This window comes from Streptosporangium sp. NPDC000563, from assembly GCF_040299985.1.
Lineage (GTDB): Bacteria > Actinomycetota > Actinomycetes > Streptosporangiales > Streptosporangiaceae > Streptosporangium.
In genome coordinates this window covers 1-21621 of sequence record NZ_JBEPDA010000014.1, presented here as the reverse complement: position 1 = coordinate 21621, position 21621 = coordinate 1, and the positions used below count along the sequence as shown (strand labels likewise).

Annotated in this window: 18 protein-coding genes; 13 read left to right on the top strand and 5 right to left on the bottom strand. The window is 69.6% G+C overall.

Annotated elements, in window-relative coordinates; genetic code table 11:
• Window positions 1-112: 112 nt before the first annotated feature.
• From ABT352_RS26675 to ABT352_RS26650, 6 genes are all read left to right on the top strand, one after another.
• Window positions 113-661 carry a cellulose synthase gene (locus ABT352_RS26675; RefSeq protein WP_350947669.1) on the top strand — a complete coding sequence of 183 codons (549 nt, stop codon included), beginning with the start codon at window positions 113-115 and terminating at the stop codon, window positions 659-661.
• Window positions 662-927: 266 nt separating this feature from the next.
• The gene (locus ABT352_RS26670) at window positions 928-1929 is read left to right on the top strand and encodes an ABC transporter permease (protein ID WP_350947668.1); all 1002 of its coding nucleotides are present in this window, start codon (window positions 928-930) and stop codon (window positions 1927-1929) included.
• Window positions 1930-1973: 44 nt separating this feature from the next.
• A complete protein-coding gene (locus ABT352_RS26665; protein ID WP_350947667.1) occupies window positions 1974-3740 on the top strand; it encodes an ABC transporter substrate-binding protein in 1767 nt (588 codons plus the stop codon).
• Window positions 3741-3831: 91 nt separating this feature from the next.
• Entirely contained in the window at window positions 3832-4845 is a 1014-nt protein-coding gene (locus ABT352_RS26660; RefSeq protein WP_350947666.1) for an ABC transporter permease, read from the top strand.
• The gene (locus ABT352_RS26655) at window positions 4842-5879 is read left to right on the top strand and encodes an ABC transporter ATP-binding protein (RefSeq protein ID WP_350947665.1); all 1038 of its coding nucleotides are present in this window, start codon (window positions 4842-4844) and stop codon (window positions 5877-5879) included. The genes ABT352_RS26660 and ABT352_RS26655 overlap by 4 nt, the downstream gene beginning before the upstream one ends.
• Before the next feature lie 56 nt (window positions 5880-5935).
• Window positions 5936-6952, top strand: a complete 1017-nt coding sequence (locus ABT352_RS26650) for an ABC transporter ATP-binding protein (RefSeq protein ID WP_350947664.1) — start codon at window positions 5936-5938, stop codon at window positions 6950-6952.
• A gap of 95 nt (window positions 6953-7047) precedes the next feature.
• On the opposite strand, the gene ABT352_RS26645 is transcribed toward ABT352_RS26650, so the two are convergent.
• From ABT352_RS26645 to ABT352_RS26635, 3 genes are all read right to left on the bottom strand, one after another.
• A complete protein-coding gene (locus tag ABT352_RS26645; RefSeq protein WP_350947663.1) occupies window positions 7048-7731 on the bottom strand; it encodes a response regulator in 684 nt (227 codons plus the stop codon).
• Window positions 7731-9023, bottom strand: coding sequence for a sensor histidine kinase (locus ABT352_RS26640; protein ID WP_350947662.1), 1293 nt, complete (start codon window positions 9021-9023; stop codon window positions 7731-7733). The genes ABT352_RS26645 and ABT352_RS26640 overlap by 1 nt, the downstream gene beginning before the upstream one ends.
• Window positions 9024-9524: 501 nt before the next feature.
• Entirely contained in the window at window positions 9525-10403 is an 879-nt protein-coding gene (locus ABT352_RS26635) for a RecB family exonuclease (RefSeq protein ID WP_350947661.1), read from the bottom strand.
• Window positions 10404-10572: 169 nt separating this feature from the next.
• Between ABT352_RS26635 and ABT352_RS26630 the strand changes: the two genes are divergently transcribed.
• The 4 genes from ABT352_RS26630 (at window position 10573) to ABT352_RS26615 (ending at window position 15273) form a co-directional block, all read left to right on the top strand.
• The gene (locus tag ABT352_RS26630; protein WP_350947814.1) at window positions 10573-11661 is read left to right on the top strand and encodes a site-2 protease family protein; all 1089 of its coding nucleotides are present in this window, start codon (window positions 10573-10575) and stop codon (window positions 11659-11661) included.
• Window positions 11662-11821: 160 nt separating this feature from the next.
• Window positions 11822-13357 carry a hypothetical protein gene (locus ABT352_RS26625; RefSeq protein ID WP_350947660.1) on the top strand — a complete coding sequence of 512 codons (1536 nt, stop codon included), beginning with the start codon at window positions 11822-11824 and terminating at the stop codon, window positions 13355-13357.
• 12 nt (window positions 13358-13369) lie between these two features.
• Window positions 13370-13804, top strand: a complete 435-nt coding sequence (locus ABT352_RS26620) for a hypothetical protein (RefSeq protein ID WP_350947659.1) — start codon at window positions 13370-13372, stop codon at window positions 13802-13804.
• A complete protein-coding gene (locus ABT352_RS26615; protein WP_350947658.1) occupies window positions 13801-15273 on the top strand; it encodes an FHA domain-containing protein in 1473 nt (490 codons plus the stop codon). Before ABT352_RS26620 ends, ABT352_RS26615 begins: the two co-directional genes overlap by 4 nt.
• 122 nt (window positions 15274-15395) lie before the next feature.
• Here the strand turns inward: ABT352_RS26615 and ABT352_RS26610 are convergent, their stop codons facing one another.
• Window positions 15396-17417, bottom strand: coding sequence for a cation:proton antiporter (locus tag ABT352_RS26610; RefSeq protein ID WP_350947813.1), 2022 nt, complete (start codon window positions 17415-17417; stop codon window positions 15396-15398).
• A 120-nt stretch (window positions 17418-17537) separates the two neighbouring features.
• On the opposite strand from ABT352_RS26610, the gene ABT352_RS26605 reads away from it, so the two are divergent.
• A complete protein-coding gene (locus tag ABT352_RS26605; protein ID WP_350947657.1) occupies window positions 17538-18326 on the top strand; it encodes a serine/threonine-protein kinase in 789 nt (262 codons plus the stop codon).
• Window positions 18327-18486: 160 nt separating this feature from the next.
• Here ABT352_RS26605 and ABT352_RS26600 read toward each other — a convergent pair whose 3' ends face one another.
• A complete protein-coding gene (locus tag ABT352_RS26600; RefSeq protein WP_350947656.1) occupies window positions 18487-19086 on the bottom strand; it encodes a TetR/AcrR family transcriptional regulator in 600 nt (199 codons plus the stop codon).
• Window positions 19087-19168: 82 nt separating this feature from the next.
• Here ABT352_RS26600 and ABT352_RS26595 point away from each other — a divergent pair, with 82 nt between their 5' ends.
• Complete coding sequence (locus ABT352_RS26595) at window positions 19169-20092, top strand: carbohydrate kinase family protein (protein WP_350947655.1); 924 nt, start codon at window positions 19169-19171, stop codon at window positions 20090-20092.
• A gap of 104 nt (window positions 20093-20196) precedes the next feature.
• Complete coding sequence (locus tag ABT352_RS26590; protein WP_350947654.1) at window positions 20197-21420, top strand: aminotransferase class III-fold pyridoxal phosphate-dependent enzyme; 1224 nt, start codon at window positions 20197-20199, stop codon at window positions 21418-21420.
• The last annotated feature ends 201 nt before the right edge of the window (window positions 21421-21621 follow it).

The following is a 21621-nucleotide window of genomic DNA, read 5'->3' as shown; positions in this document are numbered from 1 at the left end:
TGAGCCGGGCCGTATCCCTTAGGGGGTGATCCCTCCTCAGGAAGGAGGGCCCGTCCCGATTTGACGTGCCAGGATGGATATCCGGGTAAGCCGATATGAGGGGCGGTCCGCTGTGTCGTACGAACAGATCGCGTGGTTGCCGCTCTGCGCCGGGGTCACCGGTGTGGGGCTGGTACTGAGTTTCCTGCTGATGCGACGCCGGGGCGCCGCGGCGGGATTGCGTGCGGTGGCCTGGTCGCTGTTGCCCATCGCCGCCTACCTGACCGGCGCGCTGCCGACCGTGTGGCGGATCGGCACGGCGATCGGCGGGTTCCTCACCGGTCTGGTGTTCAACCCCGTGGTGTGGTCCGGGGTGGCGGTGACCGGGTTGTCCGTGCTGCTCTTCCTGGTCTCCGGTTTCATGCGTGGCCGCCGCCTCAAGGCCGCGGCGTCCGGGGCCTCCCCGGCGTCCCCGGCGTCCGCCACGGGCGCCCCGACGCGGAGCGAGGCCGTGACATCGGGTGCGCCCGGCGCGACGGCCGCCACGCAGCCGCTCCCCAAGCGCACGCCCGCGCCCTCGCCGGTCTCCCGGGCAGCCGGATCGAAGCCCGCGGCGAAGCCGGCCGCCGACGACGACTTCTCCGATATCGAGGACATCCTCAAGCGCCGCGGGATCGGGTGACGCTGGGTAACCGCCTCATTTCAATGTCACGAATCCGAGACAGAAGCGGAACGGCGTCCGGACATTACCTTCAAGATCAAAACGAATGAATTTCGCGTGAATCACAGTTGAGCCACATAGCGCCTCAGGGGACTGGTCAGCGCAGTTCAGCCCATAGATTCTGCCCTCGGGACCACTAATAACGGCCCGTAGACTAACGGCGCGCTACCCCGACCCGGGGAACGCGTTAACGGACGACGTCGTCTGGGATCCAGGGGGCCAACTGTATGACCGCACCGCTCGACGCCCCCGGCAAGACCCCTGAGGTCCCGCCGGAGGCAGTGCTCGCGGGGGCGGGCGTGAAAGCCATCCAAGGCCGATCGCTCGGACAGATCGCATGGATGCGCCTGAAGCGCGACAAGGTCGCGCTTGTCGGCGCCGGCGTGGTCGTCCTGCTGATCCTCACCGCGATCTTCGCTCCGCTGATCGTGGACGTGTTCGGCCACCCGCCGAACGAGTTCCACCAGGAGATGATCGACACCTCCACCATGACCCCCCAGGGCGGCACGGGCATCAGCGGGGACTTCCTGTTCGGGGTGGAGCCGGTCAACGGCCGCGACCTTTTCAGCAGGGTGGTCTACGGAGCACGGATCTCGCTGCTGATCGCGGTCCTCGCCACCGTGCTCTCGGTGGTCATCGGCACCGTCATGGGAGTGATGGCCGGTTACTTCGGCGGCTGGGTCGACACCCTGATCAGCCGCACGATGGACGTCTTCCTCGCCTTCCCCCTCCTCGTCTTCGCGATGGCACTGGTCGGTGTCCTCGGCCAGTTCGAGCAGAGCCTCGGCGTGACGGGCGACACGTTGCGCATCGGCCTGCTGATCTTCGTGATCGGCTTCTTCAACTGGCCCTACATCGGCAGGATCATCAGAGGCCAGACACTGTCACTGCGGGAACGCGAGTTCGTCGACGCCGCCCGCAGCCTGGGCGCACGCGGACCGTACATCCTGTTCCGGGAGATCCTGCCGAACCTGATCGCGCCGATCCTCATCTACGCGACGCTGCTCATTCCCACGAACGTCCTGTTCGAGGCCGCGCTCTCGTTCCTGGGAGTCGGCATCCAGGCGCCCACGGCGACCTGGGGAGGCATGCTCTCACAAGCGGTGAAGTTTTATAACGTGCCGCATTTCATGTTCTTCCCTGGCATGGCGATCTTTATCACGGTGCTGGCTTTCAACCTCTTCGGCGACGGGCTGCGCGATGCCCTGGACCCGAAAGCGTCCCGTTGACCTTCAACCTCCCGTTCTCCCGGATTAACAAGGGGTGCAAGTAAATGAACAAGAAATCCGCAGTGGCCTTCGCGGCCGCGGGTGCCGCTCTCTCCCTGGGGCTCTCCGCCTGCGGTGGCGGTGGCGGCAGCGAGACGAAGCCGGCCGACGGCTCGTCGGGCGCGCCGGCGGCCGCGGAGGCGTTCAACGCCGGACTCGAGGCGGTGTTCAACCCTTCCGACAAGAAGGGTGGCGTCCTGAAGATGGCGATCTCCGAGGACTGGGACTCGGTGGACCCCGGTGACACCTACTACGCGCTCTCCTGGAACCTCATCCGGATCTACGGCCGTTCGCTGGTGACCTACACCCCCGCCCCCGGCGCCGAGGGCCGCAAGCTCTCCCCGGACCTGGCCGAGAGCCTGGGCGAGTCGAGTGACGACGGCAAGACCTGGACCTACAAGCTTCGCGCCGGTCTGAAGTTCGAGGACGGCACGCCGATCACGTCCAAGGACGTCAAGTACGCGGTCCTGCGGTCCATGGACAAGGAGACCCTGGTCAACGGCCCCACGTACTTCAACGACTGGCTGGACCTGCCGAAGGACTTCAAGAGCGTCTACAAGACCCCGGACGTCAACACCGACTCCGCGATCGAGACGCCGGACGACCAGACGATCGTCTTCCACCTGAAGAAGGCCTACGGCGGCTTCGACAACTTCGCGGCGCTGCCCGGCACGATCCCGGTCCCCAAGGACAAGGACACCGGCGTCAAGTACCGCGAGCACGTGGTCGCCTCCGGCCCCTACAAGTTCGACAAGGTCGAGCCCGGCAAGCAGTACACCCTGGTCCGCAACGAGCACTGGGACCCGGCGACCGACCCGATCCGCAAGGCGCTGCCGGACAGCTACGAGATCTCCCTCGGCGTCAACGCCGACGACCTGGACAACCGGATCATCTCCGGCGACCTGCACATCGACCTCGCCGGCTCGGGCGTCCAGCCCGCCGCGCTCGGTCGCGTGCTGGGCGACCCGACGCTGAAGGCCCGGGCGGACAACCCCACCGGCGCCCGCACCTGGTACACCTCGATCATCTCCGACGTGGCCCCGCTGGACAACGTGGACTGCCGCAGGGCGATCATCTTCGCCGCCGACCGGGTGGGTCTGCAGAACGCCTACGGCGGCGAGTTCGCCGGCGGTGACATCGCGACCGGTCTGATGCCGCCGTCGATCGGCGGCTGGAAGAAGCTGGACCTCTACCCGACCGGCACCGGCGACGTGGAGAAGGCCAAGGAGGCCCTCACCGCGTGCGGCAAGCCCGACGGTTTCGAGACCACCATGGCCTACCGCGCCGACCGTCCCAAGGAGAAGGCGACCGCCGAGTCGCTCCAGCAGGCGCTGGCCAAGGCCGGCATCAAGCTGACGCTCAAGGGTTACCCCACCGGTGACTACTTCGCGCTCTACGCCGGCAAGCCGGACTTCGTGAAGAAGAACGGCATCGGCCTGGCCACCAACGGCTGGGGCGCCGACTGGAACGACGGCTTCGGCTTCATGTCGCAGATCGTCGACAGCCGGACCATCCGCGAGTCGGGCGGTAACTACAACCTCAGCATCAAGGACAAGGAGATCGACGCGAAGATCGACCAGATCTTCCAGGAGAACGACGTCGCCAAGCGTGACGCGCTCTGGGGCGAGATCGACCAGAGGGTGATGGAGCAGGCCTACGTGCTGCCCGCGGTCTGGTCCAAGGGCGTCCTCGTCCGTCCCCAGGGCGCGACGAACGTCTTCGTCACCGGTGCGTTCGACATGTACGACTACCTGAACCTGGGTGTCCAGTAAGCGTCGGAAATCCAGTTCGGTTAGTCGAGTTCGGTTAGTCGAGGCTTGAAGGGGCCGGCCCGCTGGGCCGGCCCCTGGAGCCGGGGGGACTGTGGTCACTTACATCATCCGCCGCCTGGTCGGCGCGCTGCTCATGCTCGTCATCGTGAGCATGGTCACCTTCTCGATCTTCTTTGTGATTCCCCGCATCGCGGGCGCCACGGCCGAGGACTTCGCCAGCCGCTACATGGGCAGGTCCGCCGACTCGGAGATGATCGCGGCCACAGCGGAGAAACTCGGGTTCAACGACCCGGTTCCCGTGCAGTACGGCCGCTGGATCTCGGGCGTCTTCGTCGGCTCGAAGTTCGACACCGGCGCCTCCATCGAGGAGTGCCCCGCCCCCTGTTTCGGCTACTCCTTCATCAGGAGGCAGCCTGTCTGGCCCGACCTGGTGGAACGCATCCCGGTCACCCTCTCGCTCGCCCTGGGCGCCTCGGTGATCTGGTTGCTCGGCGGCGTCGCGACAGGCGTGCTGTCCGCGCTGAGAAAGGGCACGATCTTCGACCGGGCGGCGATGAGCATCGCGCTCGCCGGCGTCTCTTTGCCGATCTTCTTCACCGGCATCGTCTCCCTCGTCGTCTTCAGCTACGGGTTGGGCATCACCGCGCCGGGCGGCAGTTTCACGCCGTTCTTCGAGAATCCAGCGCAGTGGGCCTACAACCTCCTCCTGCCGTGGATCACACTCGCGTTCCTCTACGCCGCGTCCTACGCGCGTCTGACCAGGGCGGGAATGCTGGAGACCATGAGCGAGGACTACATCCGCACGGCCAGGGCCAAGGGCATGCAGGAGTCCAGGGTGGTCGTCAAGCACGGGCTGCGCGCCGCGCTGACACCCATTCTGACGATCTTCGGTCTGGACCTCGGCCTGCTGCTCGGTGGCGCGGTGCTCACCGAGAGCACGTTCTCCTTGAAGGGCATCGGCGACTACGCCGTCCAGGCCATCGTGACGAACGACCTTCCGAAGATCATGGGTGTCACCATGGTCGCGGCGCTCTTCGTCGTGCTGGCCAGTCTGATCGTCGACCTGCTGTACGCGGTGGTCGACCCGAGGGTGAGGCTTGGATGAGCGCTCCGTCGAGCTTTCTCGAACTGAGGGACCTGCGGATCCACTTTCCGACGGACGACGGCCTCGTCAAGTCGGTCGACGGGCTCTCCTTCCAGCTGGAGCGCGGCAAGACGCTCGGCATCGTGGGCGAGTCCGGATCCGGCAAGAGCGTCACCTCGCTGGGCATCCTCGGCCTGCACAAGGGAGGCAGGGCGAAGATCTCCGGCGAGATCTGGCTGGACGGTGAGGAACTCGTCTCCGCCTCGGCCGACCACGTCAGGACGTTGCGCGGCAAGAAGATGGCGATGATCTTCCAGGATCCGCTCTCCGCGATGCACCCCTTCTACACGGTGGGCGCGCAGATCGTGGAGGCGTACCGGATCCACAATCAGGTCAGCAAGAGGGTCGCGCGCAAGCACGCCGTCGAGATGCTGGGCCGGGTGGGCATCCCGCAGCCGGACAGGCGCGTCGACAGCTATCCGCACGAGTTCTCCGGCGGCATGCGCCAGCGCGCGATGATCGCCATGGCGCTCTCCTGCGACCCGGAGCTCCTCATCGCGGACGAGCCGACCACGGCCCTCGACGTGACGGTACAGGCGCAGATCCTGGACCTGATGCGCGACCTGCAGCGCGACTTCAACGCCGCGCTGATCGTCATCACCCACGACCTGGGGGTCGTCGCGGAGCTGGCGGACGACATCCTGGTGATGTACGGCGGCAAGGGCATCGAGTACGGCACGTCGGAGAGCATCTTCGAGCGGCCGGAGCATCCCTACACCTGGGGCCTGCTGGGATCGATGCCGCGCCTGGACCGGGAGCGGACCGAACGGCTGCTGCCGATCAAGGGCACTCCGCCCTCTCTGATCAACGTGCCCGCCGGGTGTGCCTTCCACCCGCGCTGCGAATACGCCGACCGTACCGGCGGAAGGGCGAACACCGAGGTGCCCGAGCTGGTCGAGAGCGAGGGCGGCCATCTGGTCCGGTGCCACCTGCCCCGTGAGGTCAGGCGGGACATCTGGGAGAACGAGATCAAAGCGAACCTGGAGTCCTCGTGAGCGAGCGAGCCGACACACCCGTCGCCCAGGCCGTGCGTTCGACGAACGGAAAGTCTGTGACCGAGCCAATTCTGTCAGTGCAAGGGCTGGAGAAGCACTTCCCGGTGACCAAGGGCCTGCTCAAACGCCAGGTCGGTGCGGTCAAAGCGGTCGACGGGATCAGCTTCGACGTCTTCAAGGGGGAGACCCTCGGTCTGGTGGGCGAGTCCGGCTGCGGCAAGACCACGACGGGGCGCATGATCACCAGGCTCATCGAGCCGACCGGCGGGAAGATCGTCTTCGAGGGACACGACATCACCCACATGTCGCAGTCCAAGATCCGGCCGCTCCGGCGCGACGTGCAGATCATCTTCCAGGACCCCTACTCCTCGCTCAACCCCCGCCACACGGTCGGTGCCATCGTCGGCGCGCCGTTCCGCATCCAGGGGATCCAGACCGAGCAGGGCACCAAGAAGGCGGTCCAGGAGATCCTGGAGCTGGTCGGGCTCAACCCCGAGCACTACAACCGCTACCCGCACGAGTTCTCCGGCGGTCAGCGCCAGCGCATCGGCATCGCCCGCACGCTCGCGCTCAAGCCCAAGCTCATCATCGCCGACGAGCCGGTCTCCGCGCTGGACGTGTCGATCCAGGCGCAGGTGGTCAACCTCCTGGAGGACCTGCAGGACGAGCTCGGCCTGACCTATGTGGTCATCGCGCACGACCTGTCGGTGGTCCGGCACATCAGCGACCGGGTCGCGGTCATGTATCTCGGCAAGATCGTCGAGTTGGCCGACCGCAAGGCGCTGTACGAGTCGCCCATGCACCCGTACACCAACGCGCTGATGTCCGCGGTGCCCGTCCCGGACCCGGCCCGGCGCAGGGATCGCGAGCGCATCCGTCTCCAGGGCGACGTGCCCAGCCCGCTCAACCCGCCGTCCGCCTGCCGGTTCCACACCCGGTGCTGGAAGGCCCAGGAGATCTGCAAGAAGGTGGAACCACCGCTGGAGACGCTGGCTCCGGGGCACCAGGTCGCCTGCCATTTCCCGGAGAACGCCCCCACGGAGCAGCCACCTCTGCAGGCCGTCTCGAGCTGACCGCACTCGCCCCGCTCCCCGTACGCCGCGTGGGGGCCCGAGTGAGGGTCCCCTGGGCGTGTGGGCCTAGGGTCGGCGCGGGCGTGTGAGAGGCGTCAGGGAAGGGCGCCCGGTGTGATCAGGCCGGTCTCGTACGCCAGGACGACGGCCTGGACGCGGTCGCGCAGACCCAGCTTGGTGAGCACGTTGCCGACGTGGGTCTTCACCGTCGTCTCGCTCACCACCAGTTCGGCGGCGATCTCCGCGTTGGACATGCCCTTGGCGATCAACCGGAGCACCTCCAGCTCGCGCTCGGTCAGCCGGTCAAGGCGCGCGGGGGTCGACTGCTGGTGCATCGAGGGCAGGTGCGCGCCGAACTTGTCCAGCAGCCGCCTGGTGACGCTCGGCGCGACGATGGCGTCGCCCGCCGCAACCACCCGGATGGCCTGCACCAACTCCTCGGGCGGGACGTCCTTCAGCAGGAACCCGCTCGCCCCGGCGCGCAGCGCCTCCACGATGTACTCGTCGAGGTCGAAGGTCGTCAGCACCAGCACCCGCGGCACGTGCGCGCCCACGGTGGCCTCCCGCACGATCCTGCGGGTCGCCTCGATGCCGTCCACGCCCGGCATCCGGACGTCCATCAGCACCACGTCGGGCAGCAGCGCCCGCGACTGGTCCTGTGCCGCCTTGCCGTCTCCGGCCTCGCCGACCACGGTGAGATCGGCCTCGGCCTCCAGGATCAGGCGGAAGCCGGTGCGCAGCAGTGGCTGGTCGTCCACCAGCAGCACTCTGATCGTCATCACGTGTCCTTGAGGGGGAACCGGGCATTGACCTCGAATCCGCCCCCGTCGCGCGGGCCGATCCTCAGAAGTCCACCATAGAGGGCGACACGCTCGCGAATACCCGCCAATCCGTGCCCGGTCGCCTCCCCGTCCTCCGCACGCGCCCGCGGGCCGAGGCCGTCGTCCTCGACCTGGATGGCCAGCTCACCCGGTTCGTGCCGCACCCTCACCCAGGCCCGTGCCTGCGGCCCCGCGTGCCGCAGGCTGTTGGTGAGGGCCTCCTGGACGAGTCTGTACGCGGCCAGGTCGACACCGGGAGGCAGTGTTCTCACCGTCCCTGCCGTCCCTGCCGTCCCTGCCGTCCCTGCCGTTCTCACCGTCCCCGCCACCCCCGCCACCTCCGCCGCTCCTGCCGTCTCCGGGGTGGCCCGCTCGTCCTCGATGCACAGCTGCGTCCGCAGCCCCGCCTCGCGCATCTGATCGACCAGGGCGGGGATCTCGCGCACCCCCGGCTGCGGGCTGCGCTCGACGAGGGCCCCCTCGGTCCTGAGCACGCCCACCATGCTGCGCATCTCCGCCATCGCCGTCCGGCCGAGCTCCTCGATCGCCGCCAGCGCCTCTCTCGCCCCCTCGGGGTTGCCGGCCAGCACCCGGCGCGCCGCGGCGGCCTGGACGGTCATCACACTCACGTGGTGGGCGACCACATCGTGAAGCTCGCGGGCGATACGGGAGCGCTCCTCGGCCCTCGCCGCCCGGGTGTCGGCCTCCCTTACGCGTTCCATACGCCGCGCCCGGTCGCGCAGCTCCGCCTGGTAGGCCCGGCGCAGCAGCGCGTTCCGGCCCGCGATCCACAGGGAGACGGTGAAGACGGCCATCAGTAGATGGCTGTTCCACTCGCCGAGCCGGCCCTCCGCCGCCGCCGACAGGAGGTGACCGGCGAGGGCGAGCGCCGGGGCGCACAGACTGAGAGCCAGGCCGCGCCGGGCGGCGATCGTGTAGACCAGCACCAGGGTGACGAGCCAGAGCAGGGAGGAGTTGCGTCCTGTGGAGGCCAGCGTGACCTCGGCCACGCAGACCAGGAAGAGCATCAGGAACGGCCGGTGGCCGCGCAGTGCCACCGACAGGCAGCCCGCCACGATCAGGCCCAGACCCATCGCGTCCGGCTCCCTCAGACGGGCGGGATCGCCGAAGGCGTGGGCCACGTGGGCGAAGGGGACCGAGGCGGCGGCCAGCGCTGCACCGAAGATCACGTCGGGAATCAGCGGGTGCCCGTGGAACCATGCCCGCAGGCTGCCGATGGTGTCGCGCACACAATCAATGTAGGCGCCCCTCCACCGGTGCCACCCTGCCAGAGGTGGATATCGCCCTCATCCCCACGAAGGACGGTGCCGGTTGCGACGCTGGCGCGTCGCGGTTCGGCCGCTGGGATCCGGCTCCTTCAGTGCCGGTTGCGACGCTGGCGCGTCGCGGTTCGGCCGCTGGGATCCGGCTCCTTCCCTCGTCGAGGAAGATCGTTCGTTCCTCACGACCTCCCTCTCCTCAGTCCAGTCCCCGGCGCGGCCTCACGGGTTGGTTGGCGACGCTGGCGCGTCGCGGTGAGGCCGCTCTTGTCCGGCTCCTTCCCTCGGAGAGCGGGATCGTTCGTTCCTCACGACCCCGTTCTCCTCAGTCCAGTCCCCGGCGCGGCCTCACGGGTCGTCCCTCAAGGACAGATCACGGGCATGTCTCCGGGGATGCTTCCCGAGGCAGGTCGCGTTGGGCGGGTTCAAGCGTCCTCACCGCGACGCGTAGTGTCGCGATCGGCGCAGCCGCTAAAGCTCGTCGGTGGCCGCCCGCGAGATCTTGGCGGACCGCCGGTTGCTGCGCATGGTGTCGCCCGGCTGCCGCTCGGGGACGGGCGGGGGAGTGCCGCCGAACTCCGGGCACAGGTCCTTGTAACTGCACCAGTCGCACAACCTGCTGGGCCTGGAGCGCCACTCGCCGGTCTCCAGCGCGCGCTCGATCGCCTGCCACAGGGCCTGGACCTTGCGCTCGGTGGCCAGCAGGTCGGCTTCGTCGGGGGTGTAGCGCAGGACCTCACCGCCGCCCCCGAGGTACATCAGCTGGAGCATGCGGGGCACCGAGCCGCGCAACCGCCACAGGACCAGCGCGTAGAACTTCATCTGGAACAGCGCCTTGGCCTCGAAGGCGGGGCCAGGGGCGCTGCCGGTCTTGTAGTCGACGACGCGGACCTCACCGGTGGGCGCGACGTCCAGCCGGTCGATGTAACCCCGCAGCATCAGGCCGCTGCCGAGGACCGCCTCCACGTAGAGCTCACGCTCCGCGGGCTCCAGACAGGTGGGGTCCTCAAGGGTGAAGTAACGCTCCAGCATGACGCGGGCCTGGGCCAGCCACTCGGCGCGGTCGTCGTCGCCGGTGAACATCCCGGCATAGGAGGGGTCCTCCTGCTGGAGCCTGTGCCATTGGGGCTCCAGCAGGTCGTGGGCCGCGGAGACCGTGCGCTGCGGGGCGGGAAGGTCGTACAGGCGTTCCAGCACCGAGTGGACCATCGTGCCCCGTACCGCGGCGGGCGACGGCGGCTCGGGAAGCCGGTCGATCACCCGGAAGCGGTAGAGCAGCGGGCACGTCATGAAGTCGCCCGCGCGCGACGGCGACAGGGCTCCGACGATCGTGGGCTCGGTCGGTGACATGACCGCACTGTAGGTCACGGTGACGACAGTTTGTGCCCGAGGTGCCCCCGTGGCGCCTACCGGAGGCCCGATGGCGCGTACCATCGAGGACTGAGGGTGGATTGAACAAGGAAATGGTGAAGCAGCGGTGAGCAGCGACAGCCCACGCCAGGACAGTCCAGGGCTGCTGATGGGCCGCCCGTTCGGCATCCCGATCTACGTCTCGCCGACCTGGTTCATCGTGGCGGCGTTCATCACCTACTCGTTCCAGAGCGTGGTGGCCTACCGGCTGCCCGATCTGAGCATCCCGCTCACCTATGTCGTCGCGTTCGTCTTCGCGGTGCTGCTGTACGTCTCGGTGCTCCTGCACGAGCTGGCGCACTGCGTGGTGGCCAGGATGTACGGCCTGCCGGTACGGCGCATCACGCTCTACCTGCTCGGCGGCGTCTCGGAGATCGAGCGCGAGCCGGAGACCCCGGGCAGGGAGTTCATGGTGGCCTTCGCCGGGCCGCTGCTCTCGCTCGGGCTGGCCGCGATCGGATTCGCCGCCTCCTACGTCATCGACCCCGGCACGATCGCCGGCGTCCTGGTCTTCCAGCTCTGGCTCGCCAACCTGATGGTCGGGATCTTCAACCTGCTCCCGGGGCTGCCGCTCGACGGCGGGCGCATGCTGCGGGCGGGCGTCTGGAAGATCACCCGTAAGCCGCTCTCCGGTACGGTCGCGGCGGCCTGGGCGGGCCGGGTGCTGGCCGTCGCCCTGGTCGTACTGCCCGTCGGGCTGACGCTGGTGGCCGGGCAGGAGCCAGGCCTGATGCTCATCTGGTCGCTGTTGCTCGCCGCCTTCATCTGGTTCGGCGCCACCCAGTCGCTGCGCGGTGCCCGCGTGCGGGCCCGGATCCCCGAGGTCAACGCTCGCGCCCTCGCCAGGCGGGCCATCGCGGTGACCGGCGACGTGCCGCTGGCCGAGGCCCTGCGGCGGGCCGCGGAGGCACAGGCGGGGGCGATGGTGGTGGTCGACCACGAGGGTCGTCCCACGGGCATCGTGAACGAGGTCGCGGTGGAGTCCACCCCGGAGAGCCGCCGCCCCTGGGTGACGGCGGGTTCGCTCGCGCGCAGCCTGGAGCCGTCGCTGGTGCTGGCCGCGGACCTGGAGGGCGAGCCGCTGATCGACGCCATGCGCGAAGCCCCGGCCGGGGAGTATCTCCTGGTGGAGCGGGGCGGCGAGATCTTCGGCGTGCTCGCGACCTCGGACGTGAACCGCGTGTTCAGCGGGGTTTAAGCGAACCACAGGTGATTTACAGGCGTCTCACTGGATACTCGCCGAAGACAGGGGATGGCAGGAGAGGAACGTACCTGTTCGTCCCACTCGTCTTCGGCTCTCACCAGGACTAGGGTTTTGGCCAGCGAATGGGCTGGCCACGTAGCTTAAGGGACGTCAATTGGCACCCCCCCAAACACCGGCGCCTGCCGGTGATCTGACGCCGGATCTCCTCGGCGCCCCCGAATGGACCGACCAGATGGTCGCGGCCGCGGGCATCCCCATGTACGACATCCCCTTCCTCACGGTCGGTGGTGGCATGGGATCCTTTGTGACGCTCGACTACCTCAGGATCTACGGCGTTCCCACCTCGCAGATGCGGGTGGTGTCCAACATCGACCATCCGTGGCAGACCTACGAGTTCCTCACCAGATGCTCGCAGATCCCCCGGGGTGAGCGGATCCGCTCCGACTCCTCCTCCCGCCCGGACAACCTGTGGGGTTTCCCCTCCTACGCCCTGGAAGAGGCGTGGAAGGAGAAGAAGCCGTCATACCTGTGGCAGATCCTCACCGAGCCCCTCCTGAACGACTACTGGACCCCGCGCGCCGGCACCGTCTTCGAGAACCTCGAACGCGAGGCCAAGCGCATCAACTACTGGGACATGCTGGTCAAGGGGCAGGTGCGGATGGTCCGCCGCAGGGCGGGCGGCGGCTACTTCACCGTGGTCACCCCGCCCGACGGCGCGGGGCCGACCAAGCGCATCATCTTCCGGTCGCGCTTCGTGCACATCGCGATCGGCTACCCGGGCCTGAAGTTCCTGCCGGACCTGCAGGAGTTCCGCACCAAGCACGGTGACTACCAGCGCGTCGTCAACGCCTACGAGCCGCACGAGCAGGTCTACGAGTTCCTGAAGACCCGGCCGGGCACCGTGGTCATCCGCGGTGGCGGCATCGTCGCCTCCCGGGTGCTCCAGCGGCTGTTCGACGACCGGGAGCGACACAACCTGCAGACCCAGGTCATCCACATCTTCCGCACGTTCGTCAGCGGCTCCCACGGGCCGCACATCTGGTCGCGCCGCAAGGGCGGGGACGGCTGGGCCTACCAGGGCTTCAACTATCCCAAGTCGGTGTGGGGCGGCCAGCTCAAGGCGCAGATGCGCAAGCTGGAGGGCGCCGACCGGGCGAGGAAGTACAAGGAGATGGGCGGCACCAACACCCCCTACAGGCGGCGCTGGCAGGAGCAGATGCGGGCGGGCCGCAGCGGCGGCTACTACCACCCCGTGCAGGGCACCGTCGACCGCGTGGAGCAGAGCCACGACGGGCGGCTCGTCAGCTACGTGCGCAGCAGCGACGGCATCGTCCGCGAGCCGGTGTCCGACTACATCATCGACTGCACGGGCCTCGAGGCCGACATCGCCGAGCACCGGATCTTCGCGGACCTGCTCCAGCACGGCGGGGCGTTCCGCAACCCGGTGGGCCGGCTTGAGGTGGAGCGACACTTCGAGGTGAAGGGGACGGCCAACGGCGACGGCGCCCTCTACGCCTCGGGGTCGGCCACACTCGGCGGCTACTTCCCCGGCGTCGACACCTTCCTCGGCCTGCAGATCGCGGCACAGGAGATAGCGGACGACCTGGCGAAGCGGGGATTCGTCAAGAAGATGGGACCGCTACGGTCGACCTCGCAGTGGTTCAAATGGGCCCGCAACTCGCCGGTGTAAGGAGTAGTTCTCGTGGTTCCGACCCTGCTGGGCCGTATTCAGACGCGCCTGCTCATGCTCGCCACCGTCGGCGTGGTCATCACCCTGCTGATCGTTCCGCTGCTCCCCGGTTCCGGGCCGCTCTCCGGCCGCTACGTCAACGGCCTCCTGGTCATCGCGGCGGTGGCCGTGCTGGGGGTCGTCTGGGAGCTGATATACCACTTCCTGATGCAGTTCAGATGGGAGAAGGACTGGCCGACTCTCTTCGGCCTGCTGACGCTCGTCCCCGAAGGTCTTGTGCTGTACTTTTTGCTACGGTCCGGTGCGGTTGATTTCATCGATCCGGTCCCGCCGGCCGCCTTCTGGACGCATTTCACCGTCGTCTGGGTATGCATCTGGTTGGTGACGAACGGTCCCATGAGGGTGCCGTTCATCCGATGGCGTTTCCGGGGAGGGAGAGTTCTGTGACCGACCAGGGCTTCGGAGTGGTGCGTCCGCTTCCGGGCAACGGGCTGGTGGCCCACGAGGGTGGCCTGCTGCTGGTGTGCGACGCGGCCGAGGCCGTCGTTGAGGATCTGCTGGGAGCGCTGCGGGAGACCGCGGCCTCCGGCGGCGACGGCAGGGCGCTGGCCCGCCGCGTCGCCCAGATCCTCGCCGCCATGATGGGTGAGCCGGTGGCGTGCGCCGTCGCCGGCCCCGTCGGCGGGGGAGTGGCCGTCCTGGTCAGCGGCCCCGCGTTCGCGTCGGTGACCGGCGCGAACGGTGAGATCCAGCTCGCGGGGCGCGACGCGCTCACCTGGTCCGACCGGCTGGTTCCCGGCCCGGTGACCCGGGTGGAGCTGCGCCTGCCCGATGCGGAGGCCGCGCACCCGCTGTCCCGGCTGGACGCCGGGGTGATCGTCGCGGGTGGGGTCTCGTGCGACCCGACCGAACCGGGCGCCGCCCCGCGTGCCGTGCCACGGGCGGAGTCCGCCGCCCCCCAGGGGCAGCACGCCCAGCAGGCACAGCACGCCGCCCCCCGGATGGAGCCCGCGGTCCCCGAATCCGTCCCGATGTCCGCGCCGCCCGAGCGGTCGGCACCTCCCGCGTGGTCGGCGTCCCCGGAGCCTCCGCCCTACCCCATGGGCCCGGCCGATCCCTACCCGCCGGTCGCCCCGCCCGCGGAGCCGCGGCGCGAGCCGCAGCCGCAGGGGTGGCACTCCGAGCCGATGCCGCAGGGCCCGCTCTCCTCTCCCGGTCACCCGGGTGTGCAGTCCGGCGGTCCCTCCACCGGGCCCGCTCCCGCGGTCGTCCACCACGAGGACATCGACACCGCCATGGCGAGCGGGATCGGCGGCGATCCCATCGACGTGCGCGACCAGCCGTTCGAGTACGAGTTGCTGACACCCGGGGGAGCGCAGCAGCCGGGAGGCGAACCCTCCGCCGCTCCCGCGCCCGGCCCGGCGGCCGAGCCCGAGGCGCGGCCGCTGGTCTACGGGGTCGACTGCAAGAACGACCATTTCAACGACCCTCGCGTCCCCTACTGCGCGGTCTGTGGCATCGCGCTGGTCCAGCGCACCCTCGTCCCCTACAAGGGGCCGCGCCCGCCGCTGGGGGTGCTGCTCCTGGACGACGGCCTGACGCTGCGGCTCGACACCGACTATCTGGTGGGCCGTGACCCCGAGCGGGCTCCCGAGGTGGCGGACGGCTCGGTGCGCGCGGCCAAGGTCACCAGCCCCGACGGCTCGGTTTCCCGCCGTCACCTGCGGGTGGCGCTGGACGGCTGGGACGTCAACCTGGTCGATCTGGGGTCGGTCAACGGCACCCAGATCCAGCCGCCCGGTGACCCCAACTTCTACGACATCCCGCCGAACGAGCCGGTCGCGATCCTGCCCGGCACCACCGTGCGGATCGGCGTCTCACGCACCATGCGCTACGAGTCGCACCGCAACCGCTGAGGAGCACCCCTCGCCCTTCTTCGGCGGCACGGCCGTGGGCCGTGCCGCCGATGCGCGTTCAGGGGGATGTGGTCAGGAGCGGAAGGCGCTCCGAGCCCGGGGGCAGGATCGCCGGGCAGGCGTCAGGGCTGCGGGATCGGGGCGCGCAGGGCGGAGACGGCCTCGGCCCAGTCGACAGGGTCGGGGTCCTGCTCGGCGCGAACCAGTAGATGAACGTCTTGGGGGACGTTCGCCGTGTCTGCGGCGAGGACCAGCGCGCCCTCGGGGACCGGGCCCGAGGTGGCCTCCACCCCGAGCTTGGCCAGTCGCTGGGCCAGCGCCGAGGCCCGGTTCCCTCCGGTGACGACGAGGGGACGCCCCCGCAGTGTCGCGAGGCCGAGCGCCACGTGGGCGGCGGCGTCGCCGCCCGAGCCGTGGTGCACCGCCACCGCCACCGGCTCGGAGCCAGGCCCGGCCTGCTCGAACATGAACGGCGGCACGGGCGTGGCCACGGTCACCACGCGGCAGGTGGCGCCGTCGCGCACATCGGCGTAGCCGGGGATGTCGGCGGGCAGCACCAGCAGGTCAGGATGGGCGCCGGAGACCAGCCCCGGCAGCTCGCCCGCCACGTCCGCGCTGAACCGGCTCACCACCCTGCTGTCCGAGCCGCGCTCGCGGGCCGTGGTGGCCAGTGTCTCCAGCTCGTGAAGGGTCTCGGCCAGCTCGGCCAGCTCCGAGGAGAGGCCGCTGCCGACCTCCAGGCGTCCCGAGGGGTAGGGACGCAGGTGGCCCAGGACCACCTCGGATGGGGTCGACGGGGACGACGGTGACACAGAGAGTGCCAGGGCGGTGGCCAGGCCGACGAGCGGGGCCTGCTCGGCGGGGGGATCGGGTACGACCACCAGCACCCGGTGGGCGGCGGTCACTCCCAGGGCGGCGCGCTCGGCGTCGGCGATGTCGCGGGCCACCCGCCTGTCGGGGTAGAGCCTGCGCACCAGCGGACCGGTCATCGCGGTCGTGACGAGGGCCATGACCACCATCAGCGAGTACAGCTCGTCGTCGAGCACGCCCTTCTGCAGGCCGACGGTGAGGATGACGATCTCGGTGAGTCCTCGCGTGTTGAGCAGGGCCGCGAGCGTCCAGGACTGCCGTCCGGGCAGTCGCTGCGTCCGGGCCGCGGCGTAGGAGCCGAGCAGCTTGCCGCCGATCGCGACGGCCAGGATCGCGGCGAGCGTGCCGAGACTGGACAGGTCGAGCTCGCGCAGGTTGACGTTGAGCCCCGCCACCACGAAGAACATCGGCAACAGCAGCAGCACGGCGAGCTGCTCCAGCCGTTCCAGGATCTCGTGGTTGAGCCGCTCGGCTCCCTCGCGGGGCATCACCGCGCCGAACACGAACGCCCCGAAGATGAAGTGGACGTGCATCCACTCGGTGGCCCAGGCCGACCCGATCAGGCCGATGAGCACCAGCGAGAGCAGTCCGGGCGTGAGCCGCCCGGCCTTCTCGTACGCGGGCACCAGGCGGGCCAGCAGGGGCTTGACCACCAGGAACATCACCAGTGCGTACGGCAGGGCGAGCAGGACCTTCCACTGCCCTTCGGCCTCTCCCGCCCCGGCGATGCCCACGACCACCGCCAGAGCGGTCCAGGCGAGCACGTCGATGACGGCCGCGGAGGCGAGGGCGAGGCCGCCGAGCGTGATGCGCTGCATTCCCCGGTCGGTGAGGATCCTGGCCAGCACGGGGAACGCGGTGGCGGACATCGCCGCCCCCATGAACAGCACGAACGGCAGCGTCCTGTCGCGGCCCACGTGCTCGCCCGCGATGCTGAGCGCGAGCACGCACCCCAGGACGAAGGGCACCACGGTCGAGCCGAGCGCCACCGTCACCGCGATCCGGCCCTTGCCCCTGACCAGCTTCTGGTCCAGCTCCAGGCCGACGACGAACATGAACAGCACGAGGCCGACGTTGGCCAGCGCCTGCAGCGGGGGCCGCATCTCCGGCCCGAACAGCTGGTCACCGATGAGGGGGCCCAGCAGCGTGGGGCCCAGCAGGATGCCCGCCACGATCTCGCCGATGACCGGGGGCTGGCCGAGCTTTCTGGCGAGTGCTCCGAACAGCCGGGCCGCCGCGAGGACGATGACGAGATCGAGCAGGAGCAGATCCATGTGCAGCACTTGCGAGCACGCTTTCCGTATGCAAAGAAAAGCCCCGAGAATGTCGAGGGCGACGTTACCGTGTGGGGGATGTCGCCGCGAACGTCACGTGGGTACGGAGGGAGACCGTTGGTGGAAGGCATCGCCGATTACGAGTTCGTCAGGTCACTGGGGGCGGGCAACCACGGCGAGTTCTACTTGGCGAAGAGGCCGGAACGGTTGCCCGTCGAGGCTGACCTGGTCGCGGTGAAGGTGGTGGGCGGCACCGGGAGCGACGCGTTCCGCCGTGCCACGAGGGAGTTGAAGGCGTTCGCCGCGGTGCGCTCCCCGTACCTTGTGCGGCTCTACGACGCCGGCCAGCAGGGCGGGGTGTTCTACTACTCGATGGAATACCTGCCGGGTGGCTCGCTGGCGCGTCCCGCGGAGCGTCCCTCGCGTGAGCGGGTGCTGCGCGCGGTCGCCTGCGTGTCCCACGCGGCGCAGGCGCTGCACGAGGAGGGCATCGTTCACCGCGACATCCGTCCCGGCAACGTGCTGCTCACCGAGGACGGTGGCAAGCTCTCCGACCTCGGCCTGTCGCAGGTGCTGATGCCTGGTGCGACGGTGACCGGGATGGGGGACATCGGCTCGGTGGAGTTCACCGACCCCACGCTGCTTCAGGGGGAGACCCCCACCCCCGGGGGCGATGTGTGGTCGTTGGGCGCGGCACTGCACTGGGCGGTGAGCGGCAACGGTCTTTACGGGGAGCTGCCCACCCACGACCCGCTGCTCACTCTGCGCAAGGTGTACAGCGCGACGCCGTCGATCCACCCGAGCCTGGAACCGGAGCTGTCGGACCTGGTCCAGGCGTGCCTCGGCGACGCGGCCAAGCGGCCCACCGCCAGGGGAGTGGCCGACCGGCTCTACGCCCTGCTGGCCTGAGAGTCCCGCGGCCTTGGGAGGTCCCCGCCGGTCCGGGACGCTCCGCGGGTGCCGGCCCTGAGGGTTCCGGGCCGGTGGCTGTCCGGCCGCCCGGCGCGTCCTCCGGCGAGCGCGGGGTGCCTCGTCCGAGGATCGGGCAGGACCGTGAGGCCGTGCGGGCCTACCCGCCGGTGGGACGCAGGCGGTCGAGCTCGGCGTCGAGCATCCGTTCCAGGCGCGCGGTGTCGAGCCTGTCGGGATAGAGCAGGTGGTGCGCGCTCAGTCCGTCGACGAGGGCGAGCAGCCGCTCGGTGACGTCGTCGAGGTCGTCGGCGGCGGTGATCTCTCCGTCGGCGGCCGCCGCGCCGAGCAGGCTGCGTACCAGGTAGCGCAGTTCCTCGGCCTCGGCGCGCTGCGTCTCCAGCATCGCCGGGCTGGTCAGGCTGCGGCTCCAGAAGCCGATCTCCAGCCCGCTCTCGCGGGCGCGCTCGTCGTCCAGCGGGAGATTGTCGAGGAGGAGTTCGCGTAGCGCGGCCAGGCCGGTGAGACCGGTCAGCTTGCCGCGCAGGCGTTCCACGATGCGTCGGTGCGAGGAGCGCAGCGCCGACAGCATGATGTCGTCCTTGTCGGTGAAGTAGTGGGTGAGCACGCCGTTGGAGTAACCGGCCTCCCTGGCGATGGCCCGGGTCGTGGCGGCCTCGATGCCCTCGCGCAGGATGACGCGGCGCGCGGCCTCCACGACCTCCTCGCGGCGCTCGCCGTGATTGACGATCTTCGGCACCTCGCTCCTCCCTGAACGGATTCGTTGACATTTTAGTCGGTCGCCCGTCTATTATCCGCTGAAGACATGAGGAGGACTCGATATGACCGTCGTCACCCTCGGTGCGCACATCGTGGACGTGCTCGCCAGGCCGGTGGAGTCGATCCCCGCCGGCCAGGACACCCACCTGCTGGAGCAGATCCGTGTCACCGCCGCGGGCGCCGCCGCCGCGACCGCCGTCGACCTGGCCGCGCTCGGCGTCCCGGTGGCCTCGGTGGGGGCGATCGGGGACGACGAGCTCGGCGACCTGCTCGTCATGATGATGGGGCGGCGTGGGGTCGACGTGACCGGGATCGTCCGCAGGCAGGGGGAGCAGACCGCCGCCTCGATCCTGCCGATCCGCCCCGACGGCGGGCGCCCGTCCTTCCACGTTCCCGGCGCGAACCTGGGGCTGTCCACCGCGGACGTCGCCCGTGAGACCGTCCTCGGCGCGCGGGTCGTGCACCTGGGCGGCATGGACGTCACCTGGGGCCTGTACGACCCCGCGTTCTTCGCGCTGCTGGACGAGGCGCGAGCGGCGGGCACGATCGTCACCATGGACCTGCTGTCCAACATGCCGGATCTCATGCAGGGGGTTCGCGTCTTCCTTCCTCATGTCGACTACCTCCTGCCCAACGAGGAGCAGGCACTGCTGATGAGCGGCGCCGGTGAGGCGGGGGATGTGGAGGAGGCCGCGAACGCACTGCTGGCGCAGGGGGCCTCGGCCGTCCTGGTCACGCTCGGCGCGGACGGGAGCCTGATCGCCGACGCGAAGGGCGTCACCCGCGTTCCCGCTCTCGACGTCCCCGTGGTCGACACCACCGGCTGCGGCGACGCCTACTGCGCCGGGTTCGTCGCGGGTCTGGTCGACGGCCGTGACGTGGCCGGTGCCGCGAGGCTCGGCACCGCGCTGGCCGCCCGGGTCGCCGGGGGCCTGGGCTCGGACGCGGGTCTGGACGGTGCGAGGGAGCTACGGGACGAGAAGTGACCCCGCCGTTCACGCACCCCGGCCCCGCGGCCGTACGGACGGCGGGGTTCGGCCGCGGAGCCGCCGAACCCATCCAGACATGACCAGAGACGAAAGGACGGCGCATGTCCATCGACGCCAAACTCAGGGAGCGGGCCGCCAAGGTCGTCCCCGGTGGCATGTACGGCCATCTCAACGCGGCCCTGCACGGTCCCGCCTATCCGCAGTTCTTCGTCGGGGGAGAAGGATGCCGCCAACGTGACGCCGACGGACGTGAGTACGTCGATCTCATGTGCTCGTGGGGACCCGTCGTGCTCGGTCACCGTCATCCCGCCGTCGAGGGCGCCGTCGCCGCACAGCTCGCCGCGGGCGACTGCCTCAACGGTCCCGGTCCCGTCTACGTGGAGCTCGCCGAGCTGCTGGTGGAGACCGTCCCGCAGGCCGACTGGGTGATGTTCTCCAAGAACGGCACCGACGCCACCACCCAGGCACTGATGGTCGCCCGCGCCGCCACCGGTAGGACCAAGGTCCTCATGGCGCACGGCGCCTATCACGGGGCCGACCCGTGGTGCACGCCCAGCCCGGCGGGGACCACCCCCAACGAGCGTGCCGACCTGGTCGAGTTCACCTACAACGACCTCGCCGGTGTCGAGGCCGCCGCGGCCCAGGCGGAGGGCGACGTCGCCGCGATCATCGTGACGCCGTTCAAGCACGACTCGTTCGAGGACCAGGAACTCGTCGCCGCGGAGTTCGCCCGGGGGGTGCGGGCCCTGGCCGACCGGATCGGGGCCGCTCTGGTGATCGACGACGTGCGCGGGGGCTGGCGGATCGACCTGGGCGGTTCCTGGGAACCCCTGGGCGTGCGCCCCGATCTGTACGCCTTCAGCAAGGCCATGGCCAACGGCCACCCGATCGCCGCGGTCACCGGTGTGGATTCCCTGCGCGGGCCCGCCCAGACGCTCTACTCCACCGGCTCCTTCTGGTTCAACGCCGCCCCGATGGCCGCGGCCAAGGCCACGATCGAGACGTTGCGCGCCATCGACGGCATCGCCCTGATGGAGCGCGCGGGCACCCGCCTGCGTGAGGGCCTGGCCGCCCAGGCGGCCTCGCACGGCTTCACGGTCAACCAGACGGGGCCGGTGCAGATCCCGTGGCTCTCCTTCGAGGGCGACGCGACGCTGGACAAGGGCATGTTCTGGGCCGCGGCCTGCCTGGAGGAGGGGGTCTACCTCCACCCGTGGCACAACTGGTTCCTGTCCGCGGCCCACACCGACGCCGACATCGATCGGGCACTCCAGGGCACCGACGCCGCCTACGCCAAGCTCAGGGCACGCTTCGGCGCCGACTGAGACCCGGCCGGGGCCTTCCTGATGGGCCGGATGTTTGGGATCGCCCGCGACCTCCGGGGCGGTGCACGGCCGGTGCCTGGAGTCGCGGGCGTGACGATCCGGCCCCGATCGACCCGCGGCGGACGATCATCGCCGACTCGCCCGTCGGCTCCCTCACCGGCTCCTTCACCGAGCGGAAGATGAGCATCGCCACGGCTCTGC

Bases quoted from the DNA above. Each gene is read 5' to 3' on its own strand.
- ABT352_RS26670 (WP_350947668.1), top strand. From the start codon at position 928: ATGACCGCACCGCTCGACGCCCCCGGCAAGACCCCTGAGGTCCCGCCG.
- ABT352_RS26665 (WP_350947667.1), top strand. From the start codon at position 1,974: ATGAACAAGAAATCCGCAGTGGCCTTCGCGGCCGCGGGTGCCGCTCTC.
- ABT352_RS26655 (WP_350947665.1), top strand. From the start codon at position 4,842: ATGAGCGCTCCGTCGAGCTTTCTCGAACTGAGGGACCTGCGGATCCAC.
- ABT352_RS26645 (WP_350947663.1), bottom strand. From the start codon at position 7,731: ATGACGATCAGAGTGCTGCTGGTGGACGACCAGCCACTGCTGCGCACC.
- ABT352_RS26635 (WP_350947661.1), bottom strand. From the start codon at position 10,403: ATGTCACCGACCGAGCCCACGATCGTCGGAGCCCTGTCGCCGTCGCGC.
- ABT352_RS26630 (WP_350947814.1), top strand. From the start codon at position 10,573: ATGGGCCGCCCGTTCGGCATCCCGATCTACGTCTCGCCGACCTGGTTC.
- ABT352_RS26610 (WP_350947813.1), bottom strand. From the start codon at position 17,417: ATGGATCTGCTCCTGCTCGATCTCGTCATCGTCCTCGCGGCGGCCCGG.
- ABT352_RS26595 (WP_350947655.1), top strand. From the start codon at position 19,169: ATGACCGTCGTCACCCTCGGTGCGCACATCGTGGACGTGCTCGCCAGG.
- ABT352_RS26590 (WP_350947654.1), top strand. From the start codon at position 20,197: ATGTCCATCGACGCCAAACTCAGGGAGCGGGCCGCCAAGGTCGTCCCC.